This window comes from Citricoccus sp. NR2 (assembly GCF_027594385.1).
Taxonomy (GTDB): domain Bacteria; phylum Actinomycetota; class Actinomycetes; order Actinomycetales; family Micrococcaceae; genus CmP2.
In genome coordinates, this window is record NZ_CP115154.1 from 1,521,072 (window position 1) to 1,541,020 (window position 19,949).

Here is a 19,949-nt window from a genome sequence, read left to right on the forward strand (position 1 = left end):
ATCTCCGGTGAGGAGGTGCCCGCCCCTTCGTGGTGGGGAATGAGGTGGAGAGGTGAGCCGGGTTAGTCCTGACGCAGCGATTCGGCGATCTGCTGCATGATCGTCGGATCCGACAGAGTCGAAGCGTCACCCGGATCGCGGCCCTCGGCCACATCCTTGAGCAGGCGGCGCATGATCTTCCCGGAGCGGGTCTTCGGCAGCTCCGGAACCACCAGTACGTGCTTCGGCTTGGCGATCGGGCCAATCTCCGAAGCCACATGTGCGCGCAGCAGCTGGTCGGCCTCGCCGGCATTGATGCCGGACTGGGACTCGGTGAGGATCACGAACGCCACGACCGCTTCCCCCGTGGTGGCATCCTTTGCGCCCACCACGGCGGCCTCGGCCACCAGCTCGTGAGACACCAGTGCTGACTCGATCTCGGTGGTGGAGAGTCGGTGCCCGGACACGTTCATCACGTCATCCACGCGGCCCAGCAGCCAGATGTCCCCGTCGTCGTCGCGGCGGGCGCCGTCACCGGCAAAGTACATGCCGTCGAAGCGCGACCAGTACGTCTCCTTGAACCGCTCCGGGTTACCCCAGATGCCGCGCAGCATGGACGGCCACGGATCGCGGACCACCAGGAACCCGCCCGAGGTGGTGTCCAGGCTCTGGCCGGCGTCATCGACGACGTCCACGGTAATCCCGGGCACCGGGCGCTGAGCCGAACCGGGTTTGGTGGCCACCACCCCGGGCAGCGGGGTGAGCATGTGGGCCCCGGTTTCGGTCTGCCACCAGGTGTCCACGATCGGGGCGGGGTGCTCCTTGCGCGGGCCCGGGGTGACGGAACCGTCGTCGTTTTTCGTGCCCGCACCGTTATTGGAGCCGATCACATCGCGGTACCACATCCACGCCTCGGGGTTGATGGCCTCACCGACGGTGCCGAGCACGCGCAGCGAGGACAGATCAAAGGCATCCGGGATCTCACGACCCCACTTCATGCAGGTGCGGATCGCGGTGGGAGCGGTGTAGATCTGGGTGATCTTGTACTTCTCGACGATCTCCCACCAGCGGCCCTTGTGCGGGGTATCCGGGGTGCCCTCGTAAATCACTTGGGTGGCGCCGTTGACCAGCGGAGCGTAGGTGACGTAAGAGTGCCCGGTCACCCATCCCACATCGGCGGTGCACCAGTAGACGTCGGTCTCCGGCTTCAGGTCGAAGGTGTCGTGGTGGGTGACGGCGGTCTGCACCAGATAGCCGCCGGTGGTGTGCAGGATGCCCTTGGGCTTGCCGGTGGTGCCGGAGGTGTAGAGGATGAACAGCGGGTGCTCGGCGTCGTGCCAGACCAGCTCGTGTTCGTCGGAGGCGCCAGAGACCACATCGTGCCACCAGACGTCGCGCTCCGGGGTCATCTCGATGTCTTCGCCGTTGCGCTGAACCACGACGACGTGGCCCACGGTGGAGGCCTCGGTGTCATCGGCGGCGGCCTTCGGGGAGAGCGCCTCATCCACCGCAGGCTTCAGCAGCGAGGGCTTGCCGCGTCGGTAGGAGCCATCGGCGGTGACGACCAGTTTCGCCTCGGCGTCGTCGATACGAGAGCGCAGCGCCTCGGCCGAGAAACCGCCGAACACCACCGAGTGCACCGCACCGATGCGGGCACAGGCGAGCATGGTGATGACTGCTTCCGGGATCATCGGCAGGTAAACAGCGACCCGGTCGCCCTTGGCCACGCCTAGGGACTCGAAAGCGTTGGCGGCACGGCGCACCTCGGCAGCGAGTTCGGTGTAGGTCCAGGTGCGGGTGTCGCCCGGTTCGCCCTCAAAGTGAATGGCCACCCGGTCACCGAGGCCGGCCTCAACGTGCCGGTCCAGAGCGTTGTACGCGGCGTTGGTGGTGCCGCCGACGAACCACTGCGCGAAGGGTGGGTTGGACCAGTCCAGGGTTTCGGTGAAGTCCTGCTCCCAGTGGAGTACCTCGCGGGCGCGGCGGGCCCAGTAGGCCAGGCGGTCCTGGTTGGCCTCGTCGTAGAGCTCGGCCCCGGCCACCGCCTGAGAGGCGAATTCCTCCGAGGGCGGGAACGTGCGAGTTTCGTGCATCAGATTGTCCATCTGAACTCCTTCGTGCATCGCGGTGCGGGATCACGATGTAACCGAGGTCACATCTGGTTCGTGGTTTACTTTAGTCCGCCGTCCTGCGCCCGAGGCAACGAGCGGGTCACACTCGTCGGATAGGCGGTAGGGATCATGCGGCAGACGGCGCCCTCTGCCCAACTGTGGGGCCGCAGTCGCGAGCTGGACCCAGTGCAACGCGGCCGCAACGAGAATGCAACAATGGTGGTGGCGACGACGCGTTCCCTACGCGCGCCACAGACTTCAGCAGATGACAACGTGGAGATGACGATGACGGAACAGACCGGCGGAGCGGCCCGAGAGTCGACGACGGCGCGGCTGCTGTCCCGACGCAGCTGGAGCGTGCTTGCCGCCTCTATCGTGGTGCTGGTCGGTGGGATGTGGCCGCTGATGAGCTACGTCGTTATCGTGTCGCAGTACTCCTTCGACTTTGAGGGCTTAAGCGTGTGGCGTCAGCACTGGGTATTGATGCTGTTGCTGGGCGTGGTGGCTCCACTGATGGTGATGGGGGTGACCCTGGCGCACGAGAGAATGTCCTCGGTGCGCGAGCTGCGGGTGGGCACGCTGAGCCTGCCACAACTGGCTCGGGTGTTGAGCTGGATGATCTGCACCTGGTTTGCCGTGTTGTTGATCACCGCCTCGGGGCCCATGTTCGGGTTGTCCACGGCGGTGCTGCTGGTGGGCCTGGTGGGCTCGGTGGCGCTCGTAGTGGTACTGACCATTTCCGGGCAGCGGGTGCAACAACTCCAAGCTCAGTTCGAGGAGCGTCGACGCGAGGCACAGCCAGGTCAGCCCACACAGCCAGCCCCGTCTGAGCAGCCTGCACAAGCAGCCCAATCGCACGCGGGCGCCTTCTGGTTTGCGTTGCCCAACGAGCGGCGCACCGAGGGCGAACACGGCTTTGTGTTGCCCGCCGGCGAATGGATTCTGGCACTGGAAGACCGCGGCGACACCTTCCTGGTGCAGGCACCCAACGGTCGTCAGGGTGTGCTGGCTGACCTTGACGGGGTGGAGCGAGCCCGGTCATGACCGACGAAACCCCGCTGGCCAGGACACGTCGCGCCCGGAAAATCTACCGGGTGCTCGGCGAAACCTACCCCTATGCGGAGGCCGAACTGGACTTCACCACACCCTTCGAACTGTTGGTGGCCACCGTGCTCTCCGCCCAGACCACCGATGTGCGCGTCAACGCGGTGACCCCCGGACTGTTCGACCGCTTCCCGGATGCCGAAGCCATGGCCCATGCCGATGAGCGGGAACTACAGGAACTGGTGCGTCCCACCGGTTTCTACAAGAACAAAGCCTCCGCGGTGCTGCGGCTCTCCCGCGCCCTGGTGGAACACCACGACGGCGAGGTGCCTGGCCGTCTCGAAGAGTTGGTCGCCCTGCCCGGGGTGGGACGCAAAACGGCGTTCGTGGTGCTCGGCAACGCCTTCGGTCGCCCTGGGATCACGGTGGACACCCACTTCGGCCGGCTGGCTCGGCGCTTCGGCTGGACGGGCTCCCAAGATCCAGAAAAGGTAGAACGCGACGTCGCCGAACTCTTCGAGCCGCGTGACTGGACCGCCCTGTCGAACCGGGTGGTCTTCCACGGTCGGCGCATCTGCCACGCCCGACGCCCCGCATGCGGGGTGTGCCCGGTGGCCCGTTGGTGTCCGAGTTTCGGCGACGGCGAAACCAACCCGGACAGCGCCCGCGCCCTGCTGAAATACGAGCTGGCGCCGGGCCGCGAAGAACTCCACGCTCGCCTGCTGGCCGGTGACCGCCGCGCCCAGTTGCGGGCAGAAGGGTACCCGATGCAGCCATGAGTCAAGATACCCAGCCCGCCGAACTCGACGGCGCCCTCGCTGACCTAGCTGCCCTGGTGGGCACCTATGGCACCCTGCACCGCAAACTTAACGCCTCGCGCATCCCGCTCAACGGGCGGCTGCCCGAATCCAGCCTGGGCTGGGACTTCAGCCGGTTCCAGGTGCAAGACCCCCGGGCCTCGGCCGTGCTCATCCTCTTTGGCGCCCTCGACGACGTGCCCTCCCGCTACCAGGATGCACGCGTGCCGGAAGAACTCGACGTACTGCTCACCCAGCGCGCCCTCACCCTGCGCAAACACCCCGGGCAGATCTCCTTCCCCGGCGGCGCCCGCGACCCCGAAGATCCCAGCGCGATCGCTTGTGCTCTCCGCGAAGCCGAAGAAGAAACCGCCCTCGATCCAGCGGGTGTCCACGTGCTGGGCACTCTGCCCGAGGTGCCACTGACGGTATCCAACTTCATGGTGACCCCCGTGGTGGGCTGGTGGGACCGGCCCAGCGAAGTTGCCGTCGTCGATCGGGCCGAAGCCACCCGGGTGTTCCGGGTGCCGGTGGCCGACCTTATCGACCCCGAGCGCCGGGTGAGCGCCCAGCGTCGCTTCGGTTCTGGGCCCACCGGCCACGTGTTTACCTCACCGGCGTTCATGGTGGGCGGCACCCTGGTGTGGGGTTTCACCGCGATCCTGCTCGACCGGATGCTGGATTTGCTCGGCTGGGCCCAGCCCTGGCAGCGCGACCGCTATGTAGACGTCACCGACTGGGACGCCACCCGGCCGCTGCCCGACGTCGCTCCTCCACAGCCAGGCCACCCCCGCGACTGATCCACAGGCGCTCCTGCCGCCACCGCGCTGATCCGGCCCCGGATCGCACAGTGGAGGCATGACACCCCAGCAGCCAGACCTCCCCGCACTGCCCACCCTGGCGATCACCGTGCCCTGGCCGGTTCCGCCGCTGCAGCCGGTCACCTCCGAACCGCTCATCACCCTGTGCGCCTGCGCGGTCGCCGCGGCTGCGGTGCCGAGGATCTGCGGGCTCACCTCCCCGGTTCCCGAGGACGCGCTCGGTGTGGTGGAACTGCGCGTTGACGGTTCCGCTGTGTTTCAAGGGCGCACCTGGCGGCTACCTCGCGACGCCGAAGAACTCACCGCGCAACTGGGACAGCTTACCGAGCCGGCTGCCCCCGGTATCTTCGAGGTCTCCGGTATTTCTGCCCAGGCCCGCTGCGTGGCCATGGTGCACCTGAGCGGTGACGACCAGTGGCCCGACTTCAGCCGCCACGTCGCCTCCGTGCTGGGCCCCTCGCCCTTCCTGCTCACCGCCCGCCCCGGCCCTGGGACCACCCTGGCCGAACTCTGCTCGGTGATCGACCGCGGTGAACGGCTCAGCCTCGCCGCCCTGAGACGCTGGACGGAGCGCATCGACACCGTCTCCGTGATCCGAACAACCGGGGGAGAGCCGGTTGATCTCGACCTCTGCTCCCGGCAACTGGACCAGGTGGTGCCACTGCTGGCCGAACACGGTGTCGTCATCGACTGCGGGGACCACCTCGAGTTGGCCCGCCGCGCACCGGCCGAACCCACCCTGTGCGTAGACACCGATTCGGCCCTGGCCATGCTCACCGAAGCGACTCTTCAGGATCCGCTACACCGAGAACTGACCGAACCACGGCGGTCCTGGCGGGTCTTCACGCCCGCCACCCACCGGGACCGGTTGCTTCCCAAAGCTCCGCGCCGCCAGCTGCGCCGCCGCCGACTCTTCAACGCGGTTCTGCTCGAACTTCCCGCCGCCCTCACCAACTCCGGATCCGGACGCCGTGCCCGGGATCGCGCCCTGAACGCTCTACGCCAGGAATGGGTGGGCTGCTGATGTCGAACTCCTTTGTTCCCAACGCCCCCTCGCCAACTCGCACACACGCCAACACCGCCCGCGACTGGGCCGCCCTGCGTGCCGCCTCCACCCCGGACGCCGGCGCCACCCGGATGGTCAGCACTCACGGGGTCACCCCGCCTGGCCCGGAAGTGAGCGCCGAAGCCGTGCTGCGCCACACGCCGGCGCTGAGCTATGCACAAGCTCGGCAACGCATGCAGGACGTCGACGACGCCTTGGTGGGGCTCGGACCGCTGGCCGGCTGGGCCCGCACCGAGGGCATCACTGACCTCATGATCGACGCCGCCGGGCACCTCTGGACCGACGGCGCCGACGGGCTGCAACAGCGTGCCGAGATCCTTGACGCCGACACCGTCCAAGCGCTCGCGGTCCGCCTGCTACACCAGGCCGGACGCCGGCTCGACGCCGGACAGCCCTTCGCCGACGCCCAGATCGGCGGCGCCCGGGTGCATGCGGTGTTGCCGCCCATCAGCGTGGCACCGCAGCTCAGCATTCGGCTGCCCTCCCGTGGCGTCACCCTCGACACGCTGAGCGCCTCCTGGCCACACCGGGAGCAGTGGCTATCTCTGCTCCGGCATCTCGTTCAGGCCCACGCCACGCTGCTCATCAGCGGGGCCACCGGCTCCGGAAAGACCACCCTGATGGCTGCACTGTTAGGGCTCGCCGACGCTCAGGAACGTCTCATCACCGTGGAGGACACCCGGGAGCTGCGCATCCAGCACCCCCACGTGGTGTCCCTGCAAACCCGCGAACCCAACGCCGAAGGCGGCGGACGCGTCACCCTGGCCGATCTGATCCGGCAGGCGCTGCGCATGCGTCCCGACCGGTTGATCGTCGGCGAGTGCCGCGGCGCCGAAATCGGAGAGTTCCTCGCCGCACTCAACACCGGGCACCGCGGGGCGATCGGCACCCTGCACGCCAATTCCGTCCACGACGTGCCCGCCCGCCTCCACGCTATGGGAGCACTGGCCGGACTGGGAGCCACCGCATTGCGCCTCCAGGCCCGCTCCGCAATTGATGCAGTCATCCACCTGGGACGCAGCCACACCCACGGCAGGCATCCGGTCGAACTCGGGGTGCTCGAACCCAGCAACGACCCGGAAGCGCCGCTGCGCATGATCACCGCCATACGGGTCGAGGAACACCGCATCCTCGAAGGCCCCGGCCTGCACCTGCTGGAAGACGCATCATGACTGCACCCACCCCGCTCCAGCGTCTCCCCGAAGCCTGGCGAGTCTGGCGTGCCGCTCGTACCGGCGCACCTACCGAAACCTTCATCGGCATGCTCCGTCAGGCCTCCGCCCTGCTGTCTGCCGGGCGCTCGGTGCACACTGTCTGGCAGGAACTGGCCGACCTGCACGAGCCCTGCCCCCGGCCAGAAGGCACCGAGGCGGGGGAGAGCTGCTGCCTGCACCACGTGCTGCGCCGCCAAAACTCAGCCCTGCTGCGCGGCACCGCGCTCTTCGCCAACGTCACCGGCCCTGGACCAGCCGAACACTGGGCGCAACTGGGCGGGTGCCTGCGGCTGTGCTCCGTCACCGGCATGCCCGTCGCCCTGGTCCTCACCCGACTCGCCGACGCCCTCGACGCGGGAGAAGACGCTCACCAGGCCCGCGAAGCCGCCGCTGCCGGTCCCAAATCCACCGCCCAGTTACTGGGCTGGCTGCCCGCCGCCGGACTCGGCATGTCCGCGATGCTCGGCACCACCGTGTTCGACCTCCTGGTGCACCCCGCCGGCTGGGCACTACTCGGGGTCGGTGCCGGCCTCGCCGTGGCCGGTCGTCGCTGGACGGCCTCGATGATCCGTTCCTCCCAGGAGGCGTACTGATGACGACCACGCAGCATGAGCCCAAACAGAGTGTCGATGCAGCCCTCGCCCTGGACGTGATGGCTGGGATGCTCATCGCCGGCCAGCCCCTGACCACCGCCCTGGGACTGCTCGGCCAGCACCTGCCTGGATGTGCCCCGCTCACCCAGGTCTCCGCCCGACTCGGCTACGGCCTTGACTGGCAACAATCCTGGGCGCCCATCGACGACGACCGAGAACTGACCGCGCTGCGCGACGAACTCGATTTCGCCGCCCGCTCCCAGGTCGCCAGCGCCGACGTACTGCAATCGGCTGCCTCGACCCTGCGCCGGAACCGGCGCCGACGCGCCGAAAAGTTGGCGTCCGAGCTCGGCATCCGACTCGTGCTGCCGCTGGGTGCCTGCCTGCTTCCCTCCTTCATCTGCCTGGGCGTGATCCCCCTGGTGATCGCCCTGCTGCCGTGACCCACAACTGAATATCGCGCAGAACCCAACCAACACACCCCTCAACCAAGGAGAACATCATGTCCACCACCCTGACCGACCAGAACGACACCGACCAGACCTACACCGGCCTCGACCTGTCGGCTGACGACGGCGCCCAAACCGCGGAATATGGCATCGTCACGCTCGCCGCTGTCGGTTTCGCCGGCGTTCTCGCCCTGGTGCTGTCCTCCGGGGCCGTGCAGTCGCTGCTCACCGGACTGGTCGAGAAGGCGCTGTCCTTCTGATCCGTCCGATTCGAGCACCTCGTTGTGCCGGGCGTTCCCCGTGAGCGCCCGGCCCGGCGGGATCCGCCTGACCACCAGATGAAGGAGCCCTGTGATGCGACGTCGCCCTCGAACTCTGTCTCGCCAGCGATCCCTTGGTATCACCTGCACCGCCGACGCCGGATCCGCCACCGCCGAATATGCCGTGCTGCTGCCTGCGGCCGCCTTGGTACTGGCTGCGACGGTCAACATTGCAGTCATCGGCATCCACCAGGTCCGCATGGAAGAAGCCGCCGCCGCGGCGGCACGTCAGCTCGCCCGCGGGGAAGACACGTCCACGATCACCGCCACCGTGCACACCATGGCCGGAGCTGATACCTCCGTCGGAACCTCGACGTCGGGGGAATGGGCCAGCGTTCAGCTCAGCAAAGCAGCACCCGGCCCCGCCTCCTGGCTGCTCGGATTCCAACTCGAAGCCGAAGGTCACGCACCCCAACAGTGGACGGTGCACCCGTGACGAATATTCTGCAACACGACGACGCCGGATCCGGCACGATCACCATGCTCGCCACCCTGGCAGTCGCACTCACGCTCCTTACCGGCACCGCGACCCTCAACCACGCCGCCATTGCCGCCGCAAAAGCCGCCGCAGCCGCCGATCTGGCCGCCCTGGCAGCCTCTGATGCTGACCGTGGATTGATGCTCGCCGACCCGTGTGCCCTGGCCGAAAATACCGTCGCTCGTCACTCGGCCCAACTGGAATCTTGTGACATTGAGGGCGATGGCGTGGTCCGGATCCACACCGTGGTGGAAACCCGCCTGCCCATCTGGAACGCCACGGGTGAAGCCCGCGCCGGACCCCCGCCGACCGGTGACGAATTTTCGGAGAATCGGTAGGGTGCAGTGATGGGCCACCACTCACGGCACCGCACCCGGTTGAAAGGTATGGCCACTGTCACAGCAGTTTTTCTGTTGCTCTCATCGTGAGTGCTTGTTCGTCTGCGCCCGACCGAGACGTCATGGTGGACTACGAGGTGTTTACTCGGGAGCCCCGAAATACCGATGTTCCCGAGATGGAGTTTGATGAGTCTTCGCTCAACGATCTCGACGAGGCGTACTTCCGCCACGTGGGCCGTTACGCATCGACGATGTTCTATGCAGCCCTCGTGAACGAGCAGGGTGGTTCTTCGGAGGAAGATTCGGGCCAGGGGCTGTGCTTCATCGCACTGGATGGCGACGATGGTACGGCGGCGACGACGTGCAAGGCTGCCAACGAGCTAGACGCACCAACCCTTTCGATGACGGTCCAGGATTCCTCTCATGGTGACCTGGACACGTTCTTGGTGCCTGATCAGCTTGACATTGACCTACCGGATGGCTGGGCGCGGACCAATACCAACGTCGTGATCGTTCCTGACCCGGACGCGAGTGAACAAAGCGTTACCGGGTCACTCTCTGGCCGTGGGATCTGGGACGACAAAGACATCATTCTGGAGCGTGGCAACACGACGGAGTGACGAGGTTCAAACCTCGCACTTCGCGACGCGCCTGGTTCCTTCGCCCTCAGCGCATACTCTGATCCTTGACGGATTCGAGCACTGTCAGCAGATACTCAGAGTGTCCGGCAGTTTGCCACGACCTCACCGACAGGAGCTCTCTGTGCCTCAGCAACGACACCCCTTCCCTGGACAGACGGTCCTCATCACCGGCGGTGGCAGCGGAATTGGCCGGCTGATGGCTGAAGGTGCTGCTGCCCGCGGCGCGCGCGTCATCATCTGGGACCTCTCCGCAGAAGCAGGGGAGCAGGTCGCCCGGTCCATTCGGGGACGTGGTGGTGAGGCCACTGCGCAGAGCGTCGACGTGACGGACCGTGAGGCTGTCAACCGAACCGCACAAGACGTCGGCGGCGTGGACATTCTGATAAACAATGCTGGGATCGTGTCGGGCAAACGTTTCGCTGACCTGGACCACGAATCGATCGAGCGAATCTATGCAGTCAACGTGCTGTCACTTTATTGGGTGACGGGCGCGTTCTTGCCGGGGATGCGTGAGCGCGGTAACGGAGCGGTGGTCACCATCGCCAGTGCGGCCGGCCTGGTCGGCGTGGCCAGGCAGACCGACTACTCGGCGACGAAATTCGCGGCTCTCGGTTTCGCCGAATCGCTCCGGATGGAACTGGCCAAGGAACGCGCCGGGGTGGACTCGATCGTGGTGTGCCCCTACTACATCAACACCGGCATGTTTGACGGCGTAGCCACCAAATTCCCACGCCTTCTGCCGATCCTGCAACCCGGCGATGCCGCCACTCGTATCCTGGCTGCCATCGAAGCAGGCCGTCACCAACTGATGATGCCGAAACTCGTTCGGGCCCTGCCGTTGATGCGGATCCTGCCCACGAGCCTCTTCGACCGGGCGATGAACGTGCTCGGCGTCAACGCAACCATGGACGGCTTCACCGGGCGGAAGACTGCAGCCCCGCCAGCACGAACTCCAGCACGGTGACCGCCCCGGCCTTGTCGAGGGGGCTGTTGCGGTTGCCGCACTTTGGCGACTGCACGCAGGCCGGGCACCCCTGATCACAGGGGCAGGATCGTACGGCATCGGCGGTGGCGCGCAGCCACACCTCGGCCTGGGCGAACCCGCGCTGTGCGAACCCAGCCCCGCCGGCGTGACCGTCGTAGACAAACACCGAAGGCTGCCCAGTATCCGGGTGCAGCGCCATCGACACCCCACCGATGTCCCAACGGTCGTTCGACGCTACCAGGGGCATCAGCCCGATCATCGCGTGTTCGGCCGCATGTAGGGACCCGGGTAGCCGGTCCATGGTGAGCCCAGCGGCCACCAGCCGCTCTGAGGGCGCGTGGAACCATACCGCCGTCGTGAACAGGTCACGGGCGGCCAGCTCTAGGGGTTCTTCCCCGAGGATCTCCCCGGAGACCAGGGCTTTGCGTTGGAACGAGACGACCTGGGTGGTGACCTTCACGGCCCCGGTGGCCCATACCAGCTCTTTGTCGAGGTTTTCGCGTTTCTCGTGGGTGTCCAGGATTTCGATCTCGGTGATGTCCCGGGCCTGAGTGAAGTAGTCCGGCTCGGCGCGGGATACCATCACCACGTGGGCGTCCTCGTCCAGGTCCTCCACCAGGAAGGTGCGGCCCTGATGCACATACACGGCCCCGGGGTGGGCTTGGTAGTGGGTCTGAGGGGAGCCCATCGACCCGAGCAGGGCCCCGGATTCGACGTCGACGATGTCCACCGGCCCGCCGCCGTCGTCGCGCAGCGACACCATGGCCGCGGCGTGCTCCGGGTGGGTCCAGAACCAACCGGCCGGGCGGCGGCGAAGGTAGCCGCCCTCCACCAGATCGTCCACCACCGCGCGCACCTGCTCCTCGGGCCCGAACCGTGCCAGATCCTCGGGTTGGAGCGGCAGTTCGGCCGACGCAGCACACAAGTGGGCGCCCAGAATATGCGGGTTGACCGGGTCTATCACGGTGTCCTCCACCGCCAGATCAAACACGGCGTCGGGGTGGTGCAACAGGTAGGTGTCGAGTGGGTCGTCACTGGCCACGTACACCGCCCAAGACTCTTGTCCGGCACGCCCGGCCCGGCCCAACTGCTGGAAGAAGGAGGCGCGGGTGCCCGGCCAGCCGGCGACGACGACGGCGTCCAGCCCGGCGATGTCGATGCCCAGCTCTAACGCCGGGGTGGAGGAGACACCGAGGAGGCGCCCGGTCTTCAGCGCGGTCTCCACGGCGCGGCGCTCCTCGGGCAGATACCCGGCCCGGTAGGCACTCACCCGGGAGGCCAGCGAGGGGTCTACCTCGGCCAGTTGCCGTGAGGCGGCCTGGGCCATGGCCTCGGCGCCGCGCCGAGACCGAATGAAGGCGATGGTGCGTACCCCGGCGATGGCGAAATCGGTGAGCAGGTCCGCGCCGGTGGCGGTGGCGGAACGGCGAATCGGAGCACCATGCTCGCCCCGTTTGTCGGTGAGTTCGGTTTCCCAGAATCCTACGGTGACGGCGCCATGAGGGGAAGCGTCTTGGGTGATCGCAGTGGCATCCGCTCCGATAAGGGTGGAGAACGCCGTCGCCGGATTCCCGGACGTGGCTGAGGCGCCGATGAACACCGGGGGCGCGCCGCGGTAGTGCTCCACCACTCGGGACAGCCGGCGCAGCAGCACCGCGACATGGGAGCCGAACACGCCCCGGTAGACGTGCGCCTCATCGATCACCACGTAGGCCAGGTTCCGGAAGAACTGCGCCCAGCGTTGGTGGTGCGGCAGAATCCCTACGTGCAACATGTCCGGATTGGTGAGCACCAGGTTCGCGTGCTGGCGGGCCCACGTGCGATCCGCCGGCGCGGTGTCGCCGTCGTAGGGGGAAGCGCGCAACCAGGTCGCGCCATCACGGGCGAGTGCCCGCCATGCCCCGAGTTGATCCGCACCCAGGGCTTTGGTCGGCGCCAGATACAAGGCGGTGGATCGGCCGTCGGCCAACTGCGTGGCGATCGGCAGCTGGTAACCCAGTGATTTCCCCGAGGCGGTACCGGTGGCCAGCACCACGTGCTCACCGGCCAGGGCATGCTGCGCGGCGGCCACCTGATGTTGCCAGGGACGCAACAGCCCCGAGGCGCCGAAGGCATCGATCAACGCGGGCGGAGTCTGCTTCGGCCAGTCGTCGAACCGGGCCGGGCGTGCTTCAAAGCGCCGGGTGTGAAGGAGCTGCGCCGGAACACCCTGGTAGCCGAGCGCGGCGGTGAGCTGTTCGGCGTCGGTCAATTCTCGGTGTTGTGCGAGGAGGACTCGCCGGAGGTGTCGGACCCGGTGCCCATGACCACCACATCGGCCAGGGCGTCCCAGCCGAGGTAGCCGTACAGGGCCTGACCGTCGGCGCTGGCCACCAGCAGTCCCTCGTCCACTTCGTGCTCCAGCGCCAGCGCGGACAGGTAGCGCATGGTCAGTGAGCCCAGCCCCTGGCGGCGGAACGCCGGGTAAGTCCAGATCTGGTCGAAGACGGCGTAGTCATCCACGACGGCGACGCGGCCGCGGGCAGCCACCTGGCCGGCCCCCTGGCCGTGCTCCTCCGTGGTGGTGAAGGTGACCAGGAACCAGCCCTCATTGCGGTCCACCTTGGCCTCAAACTGATCGGGGATCACCGGGGTCTCGACGTCGTGCTCGGCCATGTCGGTGGTCATCAGCCGTTCACCGGTGGCCACGGCGCGCAGCCCGGTGATGGCCGCAGCGCGGGCTGCGGTATCCGGGTCCGGGTCACCGGGGCGGCGTTCGGCGCTGGCCACAATGGTCAGCAAGCGTTGCGGGTTCTCGGCGATCGTGGCGCCCAGGGTCTGCAACTGTTCGTCGGTGGGTTCAGCCACCACGTACTCCCAGTCGCTGCCGGGGCCGGCCGTGTCGGTGGCGCCGTCGCCGGTGTCGCGTTGGCGCAGGGTGGCGTGCATGCCGTCGTCGTGGCGCACACGGTAGCCGCGGCACCGTGCCCAGCCGGTCACCCAAGCGGAGATCAGAGCATCATTCAGTGTCGAGGTCATGCCCCCAGGATAGGCACAAAGGTGGGCGCAACGGCAGGTCTGAGTCATGAACTCAGACCAAACTGTGACCTAGTCTTGACGTGTGACGTCATCTTCATCAACCCCTGAAGCCCCCGGGCTGCACCTGGCCCCCTCGGCGCAGTCCAAGATCGCGCTGTACTATCACTTCACCCCGATCGCCGATCCGGAGGCGGTGCGGCTGTGGCAGCACGCCCTGTGCACCATGCTCGGGCTCACCGGGCGCATCATCATTGCCCCGCACGGCATCAACGGCACCGTGGGCGGACCCATCTCCGCCGTCAAACACTATGTGAAGACCACCCGGTCGTACTCCGGCTTCCAGGGGATGGAGATCAAATGGTCAGAAGGTTCGGCCGCTGATTTCCCGCGCTTGTCGGTGAAGGTGAAGCCCGAACTGGTGGCGTTCGATGCAGCCGAAGAGATTGAGGTGACCACCGAGGGGGTCACTGATACCGGGGTGCACCTGAAACCGGAGGCACTGCACGAATTGGTCGAGCAGCGTGAGAGCGAGAAGCGTCCGGTGGTGTTTTTCGACGGACGCAACGCGGTGGAAGCCAAGATCGGGAAATTCAAGAACGCGGTGGTGCCCGATACTGAGACCACCCGGGATTTCGTCACCGAGCTGGAGTCCGGCAAGTACGACCACCTCAAGGATCAGCCCGTGGTGACCTACTGCACCGGCGGCATCCGTTGCGAGGTGCTCACCGCACTGATGAAGCACCGCGGTTTCGAGGAGGTCTACCAGCTCGATGGCGGCATCGTCCGCTACGGGGAAGTGTTCGGCGACGCCGGACTCTGGGAGGGTTCCCTCTACGTGTTCGACGAACGGATGCACACGGAGTTCTCCGACGACGCCGTCACCATCGGGCGCTGCCTGCTCTGCGAGCAGCCCACCTCCGACATGCGGAACTGCTCGAAGCTGTCGTGTCGGCACCTGGACACGGTCTGTGGCGACTGCGCCGAGGCGAACCCGGAGCGCGTGTGCGCCCACTGCGAGGTGGCCGCATGAGCGGGGAGGCACCCTACGCGCGCCCGGAGGCGCTCGAACTGATCAGCGCCCTGGAAGAAGACCTGCACCAGATCGGCTACACGGTCGACGCGGTGGGGGAGCTGCTAGGCCCGATGGCCACCACGGCGCTGGACCGCGAACAAGCCGTGCCCGCACGCGAGATCATCTCCCGCCTGCTGGGTGAAACCGACGCCGCACCGCTGGCCGCACTGATCGGCGCCTGGATGCTTGGGGACCCGGTACCCGTCACCGTGCTGAACCGCGCCCTGCCCCGCACCACCGCCGAGGGTGCGGCACGGCTGCGCCTGGGGGAGGTGCGCGAGCACCTCTTCTACCCCACCGTGGATCTCTCCCCTTATTCCACCGATGTCACCGGAGATCTCTGGGTGGCCTCCGACCAAACCGCGTTGCAGCGCCGCACCGCACTGCCCGATGATCATGTGCTCGGCATCGGCGGGGCCTCCCTCACCCTGGCCGGGGTCACCATCCGCCGTCAGGTCGCTACCGCGCTTGACGTCGGCGTCGGGTGCGGGGTGCAGACCCTGCACCTGCTGGCCCACGCCGACCACGTCACCGCCACCGACCTCTCCGAACGCGCCCTGGACTTCACCCGCTTCAATCTGCTGCTGAACGCGCCCCGGCTGGACCTGGACCGCGACCGACTTTCCGAGCGGGTCACCCTGTTGCAGGGCAACCTGCTCGAACCGGTGGCCGGCCAGGAATTCGACCTGGTGGTGTCCAACCCGCCCTTCGTGATCGCGCCACAGCAATCGGAGCACGTGCAGACCTACCGTGAGACCGGCCGCCAGGGTGATGACCTGGTGGCGGAACTGATCTCTACCGTCGGCACCGTACTCGCCCCCGGTGGCACCGCCCAATTGCTGGCTAACTGGGAAATCCCGGCCGATACTGAGGCATCCACTGGAACCGCCGCGTGGGATACCCGCCCGCGCGGCTGGGTGGCTGGGTCGGAGGCGCCCCTGGACGCCTGGATCATCCAGCGCGACCACCACGACCCGGCCGGTTACGCCGAACTGTGGCTCCAGGACTCCTCCGAAACCCTCGACGACGACGCCTACCAGCGCGCCTACCGCCGCTACCTGGATGACTTCGCCCGCCGTGACATCTCCGCGATCGGCTTCGGCTACGTGTGGCTGCGCCGGGCCGATCTCTCGGACCGGGCAGCACCACTGCTGCGCACCGAGGAGCTCCTGCACCCCATCGCCCAACCGCTTGGCCCGGCCTGGGGTGAGGCGATTGAGATTTGGGACGCGCTCGCCGACCCGTCCGCGGTGCGTGCCCTGCACCCGGTCGTGCCCTTCCACGTCACCGAAGAGCGTCACCAGCATTTCGGAGCCGACCATCCGGAGATCATCATGGCCCGGCAGGGCGCCGGATTTCAGCGCTCGCGGCCGGTGGACACCGCCCTGGCCGGATTGCTCTCGGCTGCCGACGGTGAACTGAGCGCCGGGCAGCTGCTCTCCGCGGTCTCGGCCATTCTTGACCTCGACGACGCCACCGTCCGCGAACTGGAAGCGGCCCTCGTAGAGCTCGCCCTCGAGGGCTATGTGACCTTCGGCACATCGGAGCCGCCCGGCGGGGTAGACTGAGCTGATCATGAACACCACCATCACCGATCCCTCGCAGATGCGCGCCCTGGCCCACGAGGTCCGGCTCGAAGCGCTGGACGAGCTCTACGCCACGTCCAGCCCGCGCACCGCCACCCAGTTGGCGGCGCGCTGCGGCGTGACCGCCCCCGCGATGAGCTACCACCTGCGGGTGCTCGAAAAGTACGGGTTCATCGAGCGTGCCGAGGAATCCGCCGATGGTCGGGAAAAGCTCTGGCGTCCCGTCGGCACCGAGCTGGTGTTGCGCCCGGACGCCAGCACCGCCGGCAAATTCGCTATCGTCGACCGGCAATTCGCCCGGCAGCGCCGCCGCATTACCGACGAGCTCACCCGCCGCGCCCAAGAAGAACGGCCTGTCGATGAGCCGCGCACCCCGGTGATGACCAACGGCACCGTGAAGCTCTCCGAAGAAGACCGCGCCGAGTTCATGTCGCGCATGTACGCGCTCCTGGACGAGTTCGAGGATCGGTCCCGGGCTCGCCGCGATGACGACGACGCCCAACGCGTCTACTACCTGGTCTCGCTGGTGGCTGAACACGCCGCGCGCGTCGGGGAGCAGACCGCGCCCCGGTGACCCTCGGTTCATCACCGTGTCGATCAACCCGCTACATTAGAGGGGTATCGACGCAACAGAAGGAGCCTCGTGCCTGCCAAAAAAGCCGCGCCATCCACCGACGAAGGCATCAAGCTGGTCATAGTGGAGTCACCCGCCAAGTCCAAATCCATCGCCAAATACCTCGGCGAAGGATGGGTGGTCGACGCGTCTGCCGGGCACATTCGTGACCTACCGCGCCCCTCGGATCTGCCGGCGGAGATGAAAAAAGGGCCCTACGGGAAGTTCGCCGTCGACACCGAGTCCGGTTTCCAGCCCTACTACGTGGTCTACCCGGACAAGAAGAAGCGCGTCACCGAGCTCAAGCGCGCCATGAAAGACGCCTCCGCGCTCTACCTCGCCACCGACGCCGACCGCGAAGGTGAAGCGATTGCCTGGCACCTGCTGGACGTGCTCAAGCCCAAAGTCCCCGTGTACCGGATGACCTTCACCGAAATCACCAAAGAAGGCATAGCCCGTGGTCTAGAAAACGTCCGCGAGATCGACCAGGACCTGGTGGATGCCCAGGAGACCCGGCGCATTCTGGACCGGCTCTTCGGCTACGAGATCTCCCCGGTGCTCTGGCGCAAGGTCGCTCCGGGCCTGTCCGCCGGGCGCGTGCAGTCCGTGGCCACCCGCCTGGTGGTCGAGCGAGAACGCGAACGCATGGCGTTCGTCCCCGCCGCCTACTGGGACCTCACCGCTGACTTCGTGACCCGTGCGGACGGTGCCACCAGCACGCAGGCGACCGAAACGTTCCAGGCCCGCCTGTCGGCCGTGGACGGCACGCGGGTGGCCGCCGGTCGAGATTTCGACGACGCCGGTCAGCTGAAGCCTGCCTCGAAGTCCAAGGTCGTGCACCTGGATCAGGCCACCGCCGAAGCACTGGTTGCTGGACTGACTGACGCAGATTTTGCGGTGACCTCCGTAGAGGACAAGCCCTACAAGCGTCGTCCGGCCGCGCCCTTCACCACCTCGACCCTGCAACAGGAGGCCTCGCGCAAGCTGCGGTTCTCCTCACGGGTGACCATGCAGGTGGCCCAGCGACTATACGAAAACGGCTACATCACCTATATGCGTACCGACTCGGTGACGCTCTCCGATGAGGCCATCAACGCAGCCCGCCGTCAGGCTACGGAGCTGTACGGGGCGGACTCGGTGCCGCAGGCCAAGCGGTACTACACCTCCCGTAACGCCGGCGCCCAGGAAGCTCACGAAGCGATCCGCCCCGCCGGTGACTACTTCCGCACCCCAGCCCAGGTGTCTTCGGCCCTGAGCGCTGATGAGTTCCGGCTCTACGAACTGATCTGGAAGCGCACCATCGCCTCCCAGATGGCTGACGCCACCGGCTACACCGCCACCGTGAAGGTGGTCGGCGAGGCTGTGGTGGATAACAGCACCCGCGCCGCCGAGTTCTCCGCCTCCGGCACCGTGATCACCTTCCCCGGTTTCCTCGCCGCCTACGAAGAGGGCAAGGACACGAGCCAGGACACGAGTGGTGAGTCGGGCAAGGACGGCGCGAAGGACGAGAAATCCAAGCGACTTCCGGATCTCTCCGTGGGCCAGGGGCTCGACGCCGAAGAGCTCACCGCCGACGGCCACGAGACCACCCCGCCGCCGCGCTACACGGAAGCCTCCATTGTCGCGGAGCTGGAAAAGCGCGAAATCGGGCGCCCCTCCACCTACGCCCCGACCATCTCCACCATCATGGACCGCGGCTACGTCAATAAGCGTGGCAACGCCCTGGTGCCCTCCTGGACCGCGTTCAGCGTGATCCGACTGCTCGAGGAACACTTCGGCCGCTACGTCGACTACGACTTCACCGCGCGCATGGAGGACGACCTCGACCAGATCGCCGCCGGTGAGATCCAGCGCGAAGCCTGGCTGCAGAACTTCTACTTTGGTGCCGACGACGCCGAAACCGGGTTGCGCAACATCGTCGAGAACCTGGGCGATATTGACGCCCGCGCGGTGAACTCCATTCCGGTGACCGATACGATCACCCTGCGGGTGGGCAAATTCGGCCCGTACCTGGAGCGCGACGGCGGACCGGAGGCCGAGGAGCCGCAGCGTGCCAACGTGCCCGAGGACCTGCCGCCGGACGCGCTGACCCCGGAGAAAGCCGAGGAGCTCTTCGCCACCGCCGGACCCTCGGAAGTCGATCTTGGCGTCGACGCCGAATCCGGATACCAGATTGTGGCCAAGGACGGCCGCTACGGCCCGTATGTCACCGAGGTGGTGCCGGAGCTCACCGAAGAACAAATCCAGGCTCACATGGATGCACAGCCGGTCGAGTACTACAAAAACGGCAAACCCAAGCCGAAGAAGAAGCCCAAGAAGGTCAAGCCGCGCACCGCTTCCTTGTTGAAATCGCAGTCGCTGGAGACCATCACCCTGGAGGACGCGCTGAAGCTGTTGGCCCTGCCGCGCATCGTGGGTGAGGACGCCGAAGGCGAGGTGATCACCGCGCAGAACGGCCGGTTCGGTCCGTACTTGAAGAAAGGCACCGATTCCCGCTCCCTGGAGTCCGAGGAACAGATCTTCACGATCACCCTGGAGGAAGCCCTCGCCATTTACGCCCAACCCAAGCAGCGCGGGCGCGGGACGGCCAAGCCCCCGATTGCGGAATTCGCACCGGACCCGGTGTCCGGTAAGAAGGTCACCATCAAAGAGGGCCGGTTCGGGCCCTACGTCACCGACGGGGTCACCAACATCACTGTGCCGCGCGCCACCGCCCCCGAATCCGTGACCGCCGAACAGGCGTATCAGTTGCTCGCCGAGAAGCGGGCCAAAGGACCTGTCAAGCGCGGCGGGCGCAAAACCGCCGCAAAGAAGTAACGAGGTT

19 protein-coding genes are annotated in these 19,949 nt (G+C 66.8%); 16 read left to right on the forward strand and 3 right to left on the reverse strand.

Features of this window, described 5'->3' with window-relative positions; translation table 11 throughout:
* Positions 1–62 precede the first annotated feature (62 nt).
* Positions 63–2,084, reverse strand: a complete 2,022-nt coding sequence (locus tag O1A05_RS07150; RefSeq protein ID WP_270107343.1) for an acetate--CoA ligase — start codon at positions 2,082–2,084, stop codon at positions 63–65.
* A 291-nt stretch (positions 2,085–2,375) separates the two neighbouring features.
* Between O1A05_RS07150 and O1A05_RS07155 the strand changes: the two genes are divergently transcribed.
* The 12 genes from O1A05_RS07155 to O1A05_RS07210 all read left to right on the forward strand — a co-directional run bounded on the left by O1A05_RS07155 (position 2,376) and on the right by O1A05_RS07210 (position 10,815).
* The gene (locus O1A05_RS07155) at positions 2,376–3,134 is read left to right on the forward strand and encodes a hypothetical protein (RefSeq protein WP_270107344.1); all 759 of its coding nucleotides are present in this window, start codon (positions 2,376–2,378) and stop codon (positions 3,132–3,134) included.
* Positions 3,131–3,913, forward strand: coding sequence for an endonuclease III (gene nth / locus O1A05_RS07160; protein ID WP_270107345.1), 783 nt, complete (start codon positions 3,131–3,133; stop codon positions 3,911–3,913). The genes O1A05_RS07155 and nth overlap by 4 nt, the downstream gene beginning before the upstream one ends.
* Positions 3,910–4,731 carry an NUDIX hydrolase gene (locus O1A05_RS07165; RefSeq protein ID WP_270107346.1) on the forward strand — a complete coding sequence of 274 codons (822 nt, stop codon included), beginning with the start codon at positions 3,910–3,912 and terminating at the stop codon, positions 4,729–4,731. The genes nth and O1A05_RS07165 overlap by 4 nt, the downstream gene beginning before the upstream one ends.
* Before the next feature lie 58 nt (positions 4,732–4,789).
* Positions 4,790–5,776, forward strand: coding sequence for a hypothetical protein (locus O1A05_RS07170; protein WP_270107347.1), 987 nt, complete (start codon positions 4,790–4,792; stop codon positions 5,774–5,776).
* Positions 5,776–6,990 (forward strand): CpaF family protein, encoded by a 1,215-nt coding sequence (locus O1A05_RS07175; RefSeq protein WP_270107348.1) that lies wholly within the window; start codon positions 5,776–5,778, stop codon positions 6,988–6,990. The genes O1A05_RS07170 and O1A05_RS07175 overlap by 1 nt, the downstream gene beginning before the upstream one ends.
* On the forward strand, positions 6,987–7,625 hold the full coding sequence (locus O1A05_RS07180; RefSeq protein ID WP_270107349.1) for a type II secretion system F family protein: 639 nt from the start codon (positions 6,987–6,989) through the stop codon (positions 7,623–7,625). Before O1A05_RS07175 ends, O1A05_RS07180 begins: the two co-directional genes overlap by 4 nt.
* Positions 7,625–8,068: a type II secretion system F family protein gene (locus tag O1A05_RS07185; protein ID WP_270107350.1), complete on the forward strand. Its 444-nt coding sequence runs from the start codon at positions 7,625–7,627 to the stop codon at positions 8,066–8,068. The genes O1A05_RS07180 and O1A05_RS07185 overlap by 1 nt, the downstream gene beginning before the upstream one ends.
* Before the next feature lie 59 nt (positions 8,069–8,127).
* Positions 8,128–8,334, forward strand: coding sequence for a DUF4244 domain-containing protein (locus tag O1A05_RS07190; RefSeq protein WP_270107351.1), 207 nt, complete (start codon positions 8,128–8,130; stop codon positions 8,332–8,334).
* Between the two features lie 94 nt (positions 8,335–8,428).
* The gene (locus O1A05_RS07195) at positions 8,429–8,830 is read left to right on the forward strand and encodes a TadE family type IV pilus minor pilin (RefSeq protein WP_270107352.1); all 402 of its coding nucleotides are present in this window, start codon (positions 8,429–8,431) and stop codon (positions 8,828–8,830) included.
* Positions 8,827–9,210, forward strand: coding sequence for an Rv3654c family TadE-like protein (locus O1A05_RS07200; RefSeq protein ID WP_270107353.1), 384 nt, complete (start codon positions 8,827–8,829; stop codon positions 9,208–9,210). The genes O1A05_RS07195 and O1A05_RS07200 overlap by 4 nt, the downstream gene beginning before the upstream one ends.
* Positions 9,211–9,332: 122 nt before the next feature.
* A complete protein-coding gene (locus O1A05_RS07205) occupies positions 9,333–9,830 on the forward strand; it encodes a hypothetical protein (protein WP_270107354.1) in 498 nt (165 codons plus the stop codon).
* Positions 9,831–9,972: 142 nt separating this feature from the next.
* Positions 9,973–10,815 (forward strand): SDR family oxidoreductase, encoded by an 843-nt coding sequence (locus O1A05_RS07210; RefSeq protein WP_270107355.1) that lies wholly within the window; start codon positions 9,973–9,975, stop codon positions 10,813–10,815.
* On the opposite strand, the gene O1A05_RS07215 is transcribed toward O1A05_RS07210, so the two are convergent.
* On the reverse strand, positions 10,766–13,087 hold the full coding sequence (locus O1A05_RS07215; RefSeq protein ID WP_270107356.1) for a DEAD/DEAH box helicase: 2,322 nt from the start codon (positions 13,085–13,087) through the stop codon (positions 10,766–10,768). The two genes, O1A05_RS07210 and O1A05_RS07215, sit on opposite strands and share 50 nt — an antisense overlap.
* Positions 13,084–13,854 carry a GNAT family N-acetyltransferase gene (locus O1A05_RS07220; RefSeq protein WP_270107357.1) on the reverse strand — a complete coding sequence of 257 codons (771 nt, stop codon included), beginning with the start codon at positions 13,852–13,854 and terminating at the stop codon, positions 13,084–13,086. Before O1A05_RS07220 ends, O1A05_RS07215 begins: the two co-directional genes overlap by 4 nt.
* Before the next feature lie 124 nt (positions 13,855–13,978).
* Here O1A05_RS07220 and trhO point away from each other — a divergent pair, with 124 nt between their 5' ends.
* The 4 genes from trhO to topA all read left to right on the forward strand — a co-directional run bounded on the left by trhO (position 13,979) and on the right by topA (position 19,942).
* A complete protein-coding gene (trhO, locus tag O1A05_RS07225; RefSeq protein WP_270107524.1) occupies positions 13,979–14,884 on the forward strand; it encodes an oxygen-dependent tRNA uridine(34) hydroxylase TrhO in 906 nt (301 codons plus the stop codon).
* Positions 14,881–16,494 carry a DUF7059 domain-containing protein gene (locus tag O1A05_RS07230; RefSeq protein ID WP_270107358.1) on the forward strand — a complete coding sequence of 538 codons (1,614 nt, stop codon included), beginning with the start codon at positions 14,881–14,883 and terminating at the stop codon, positions 16,492–16,494. Before trhO ends, O1A05_RS07230 begins: the two co-directional genes overlap by 4 nt.
* Positions 16,495–16,501: 7 nt before the next feature.
* Positions 16,502–17,086, forward strand: coding sequence for an ArsR/SmtB family transcription factor (locus O1A05_RS07235; protein WP_270107359.1), 585 nt, complete (start codon positions 16,502–16,504; stop codon positions 17,084–17,086).
* Positions 17,087–17,155: 69 nt separating this feature from the next.
* A complete protein-coding gene (topA, locus tag O1A05_RS07240; RefSeq protein WP_270107360.1) occupies positions 17,156–19,942 on the forward strand; it encodes a type I DNA topoisomerase in 2,787 nt (928 codons plus the stop codon).
* Positions 19,943–19,949 lie beyond the last annotated feature (7 nt).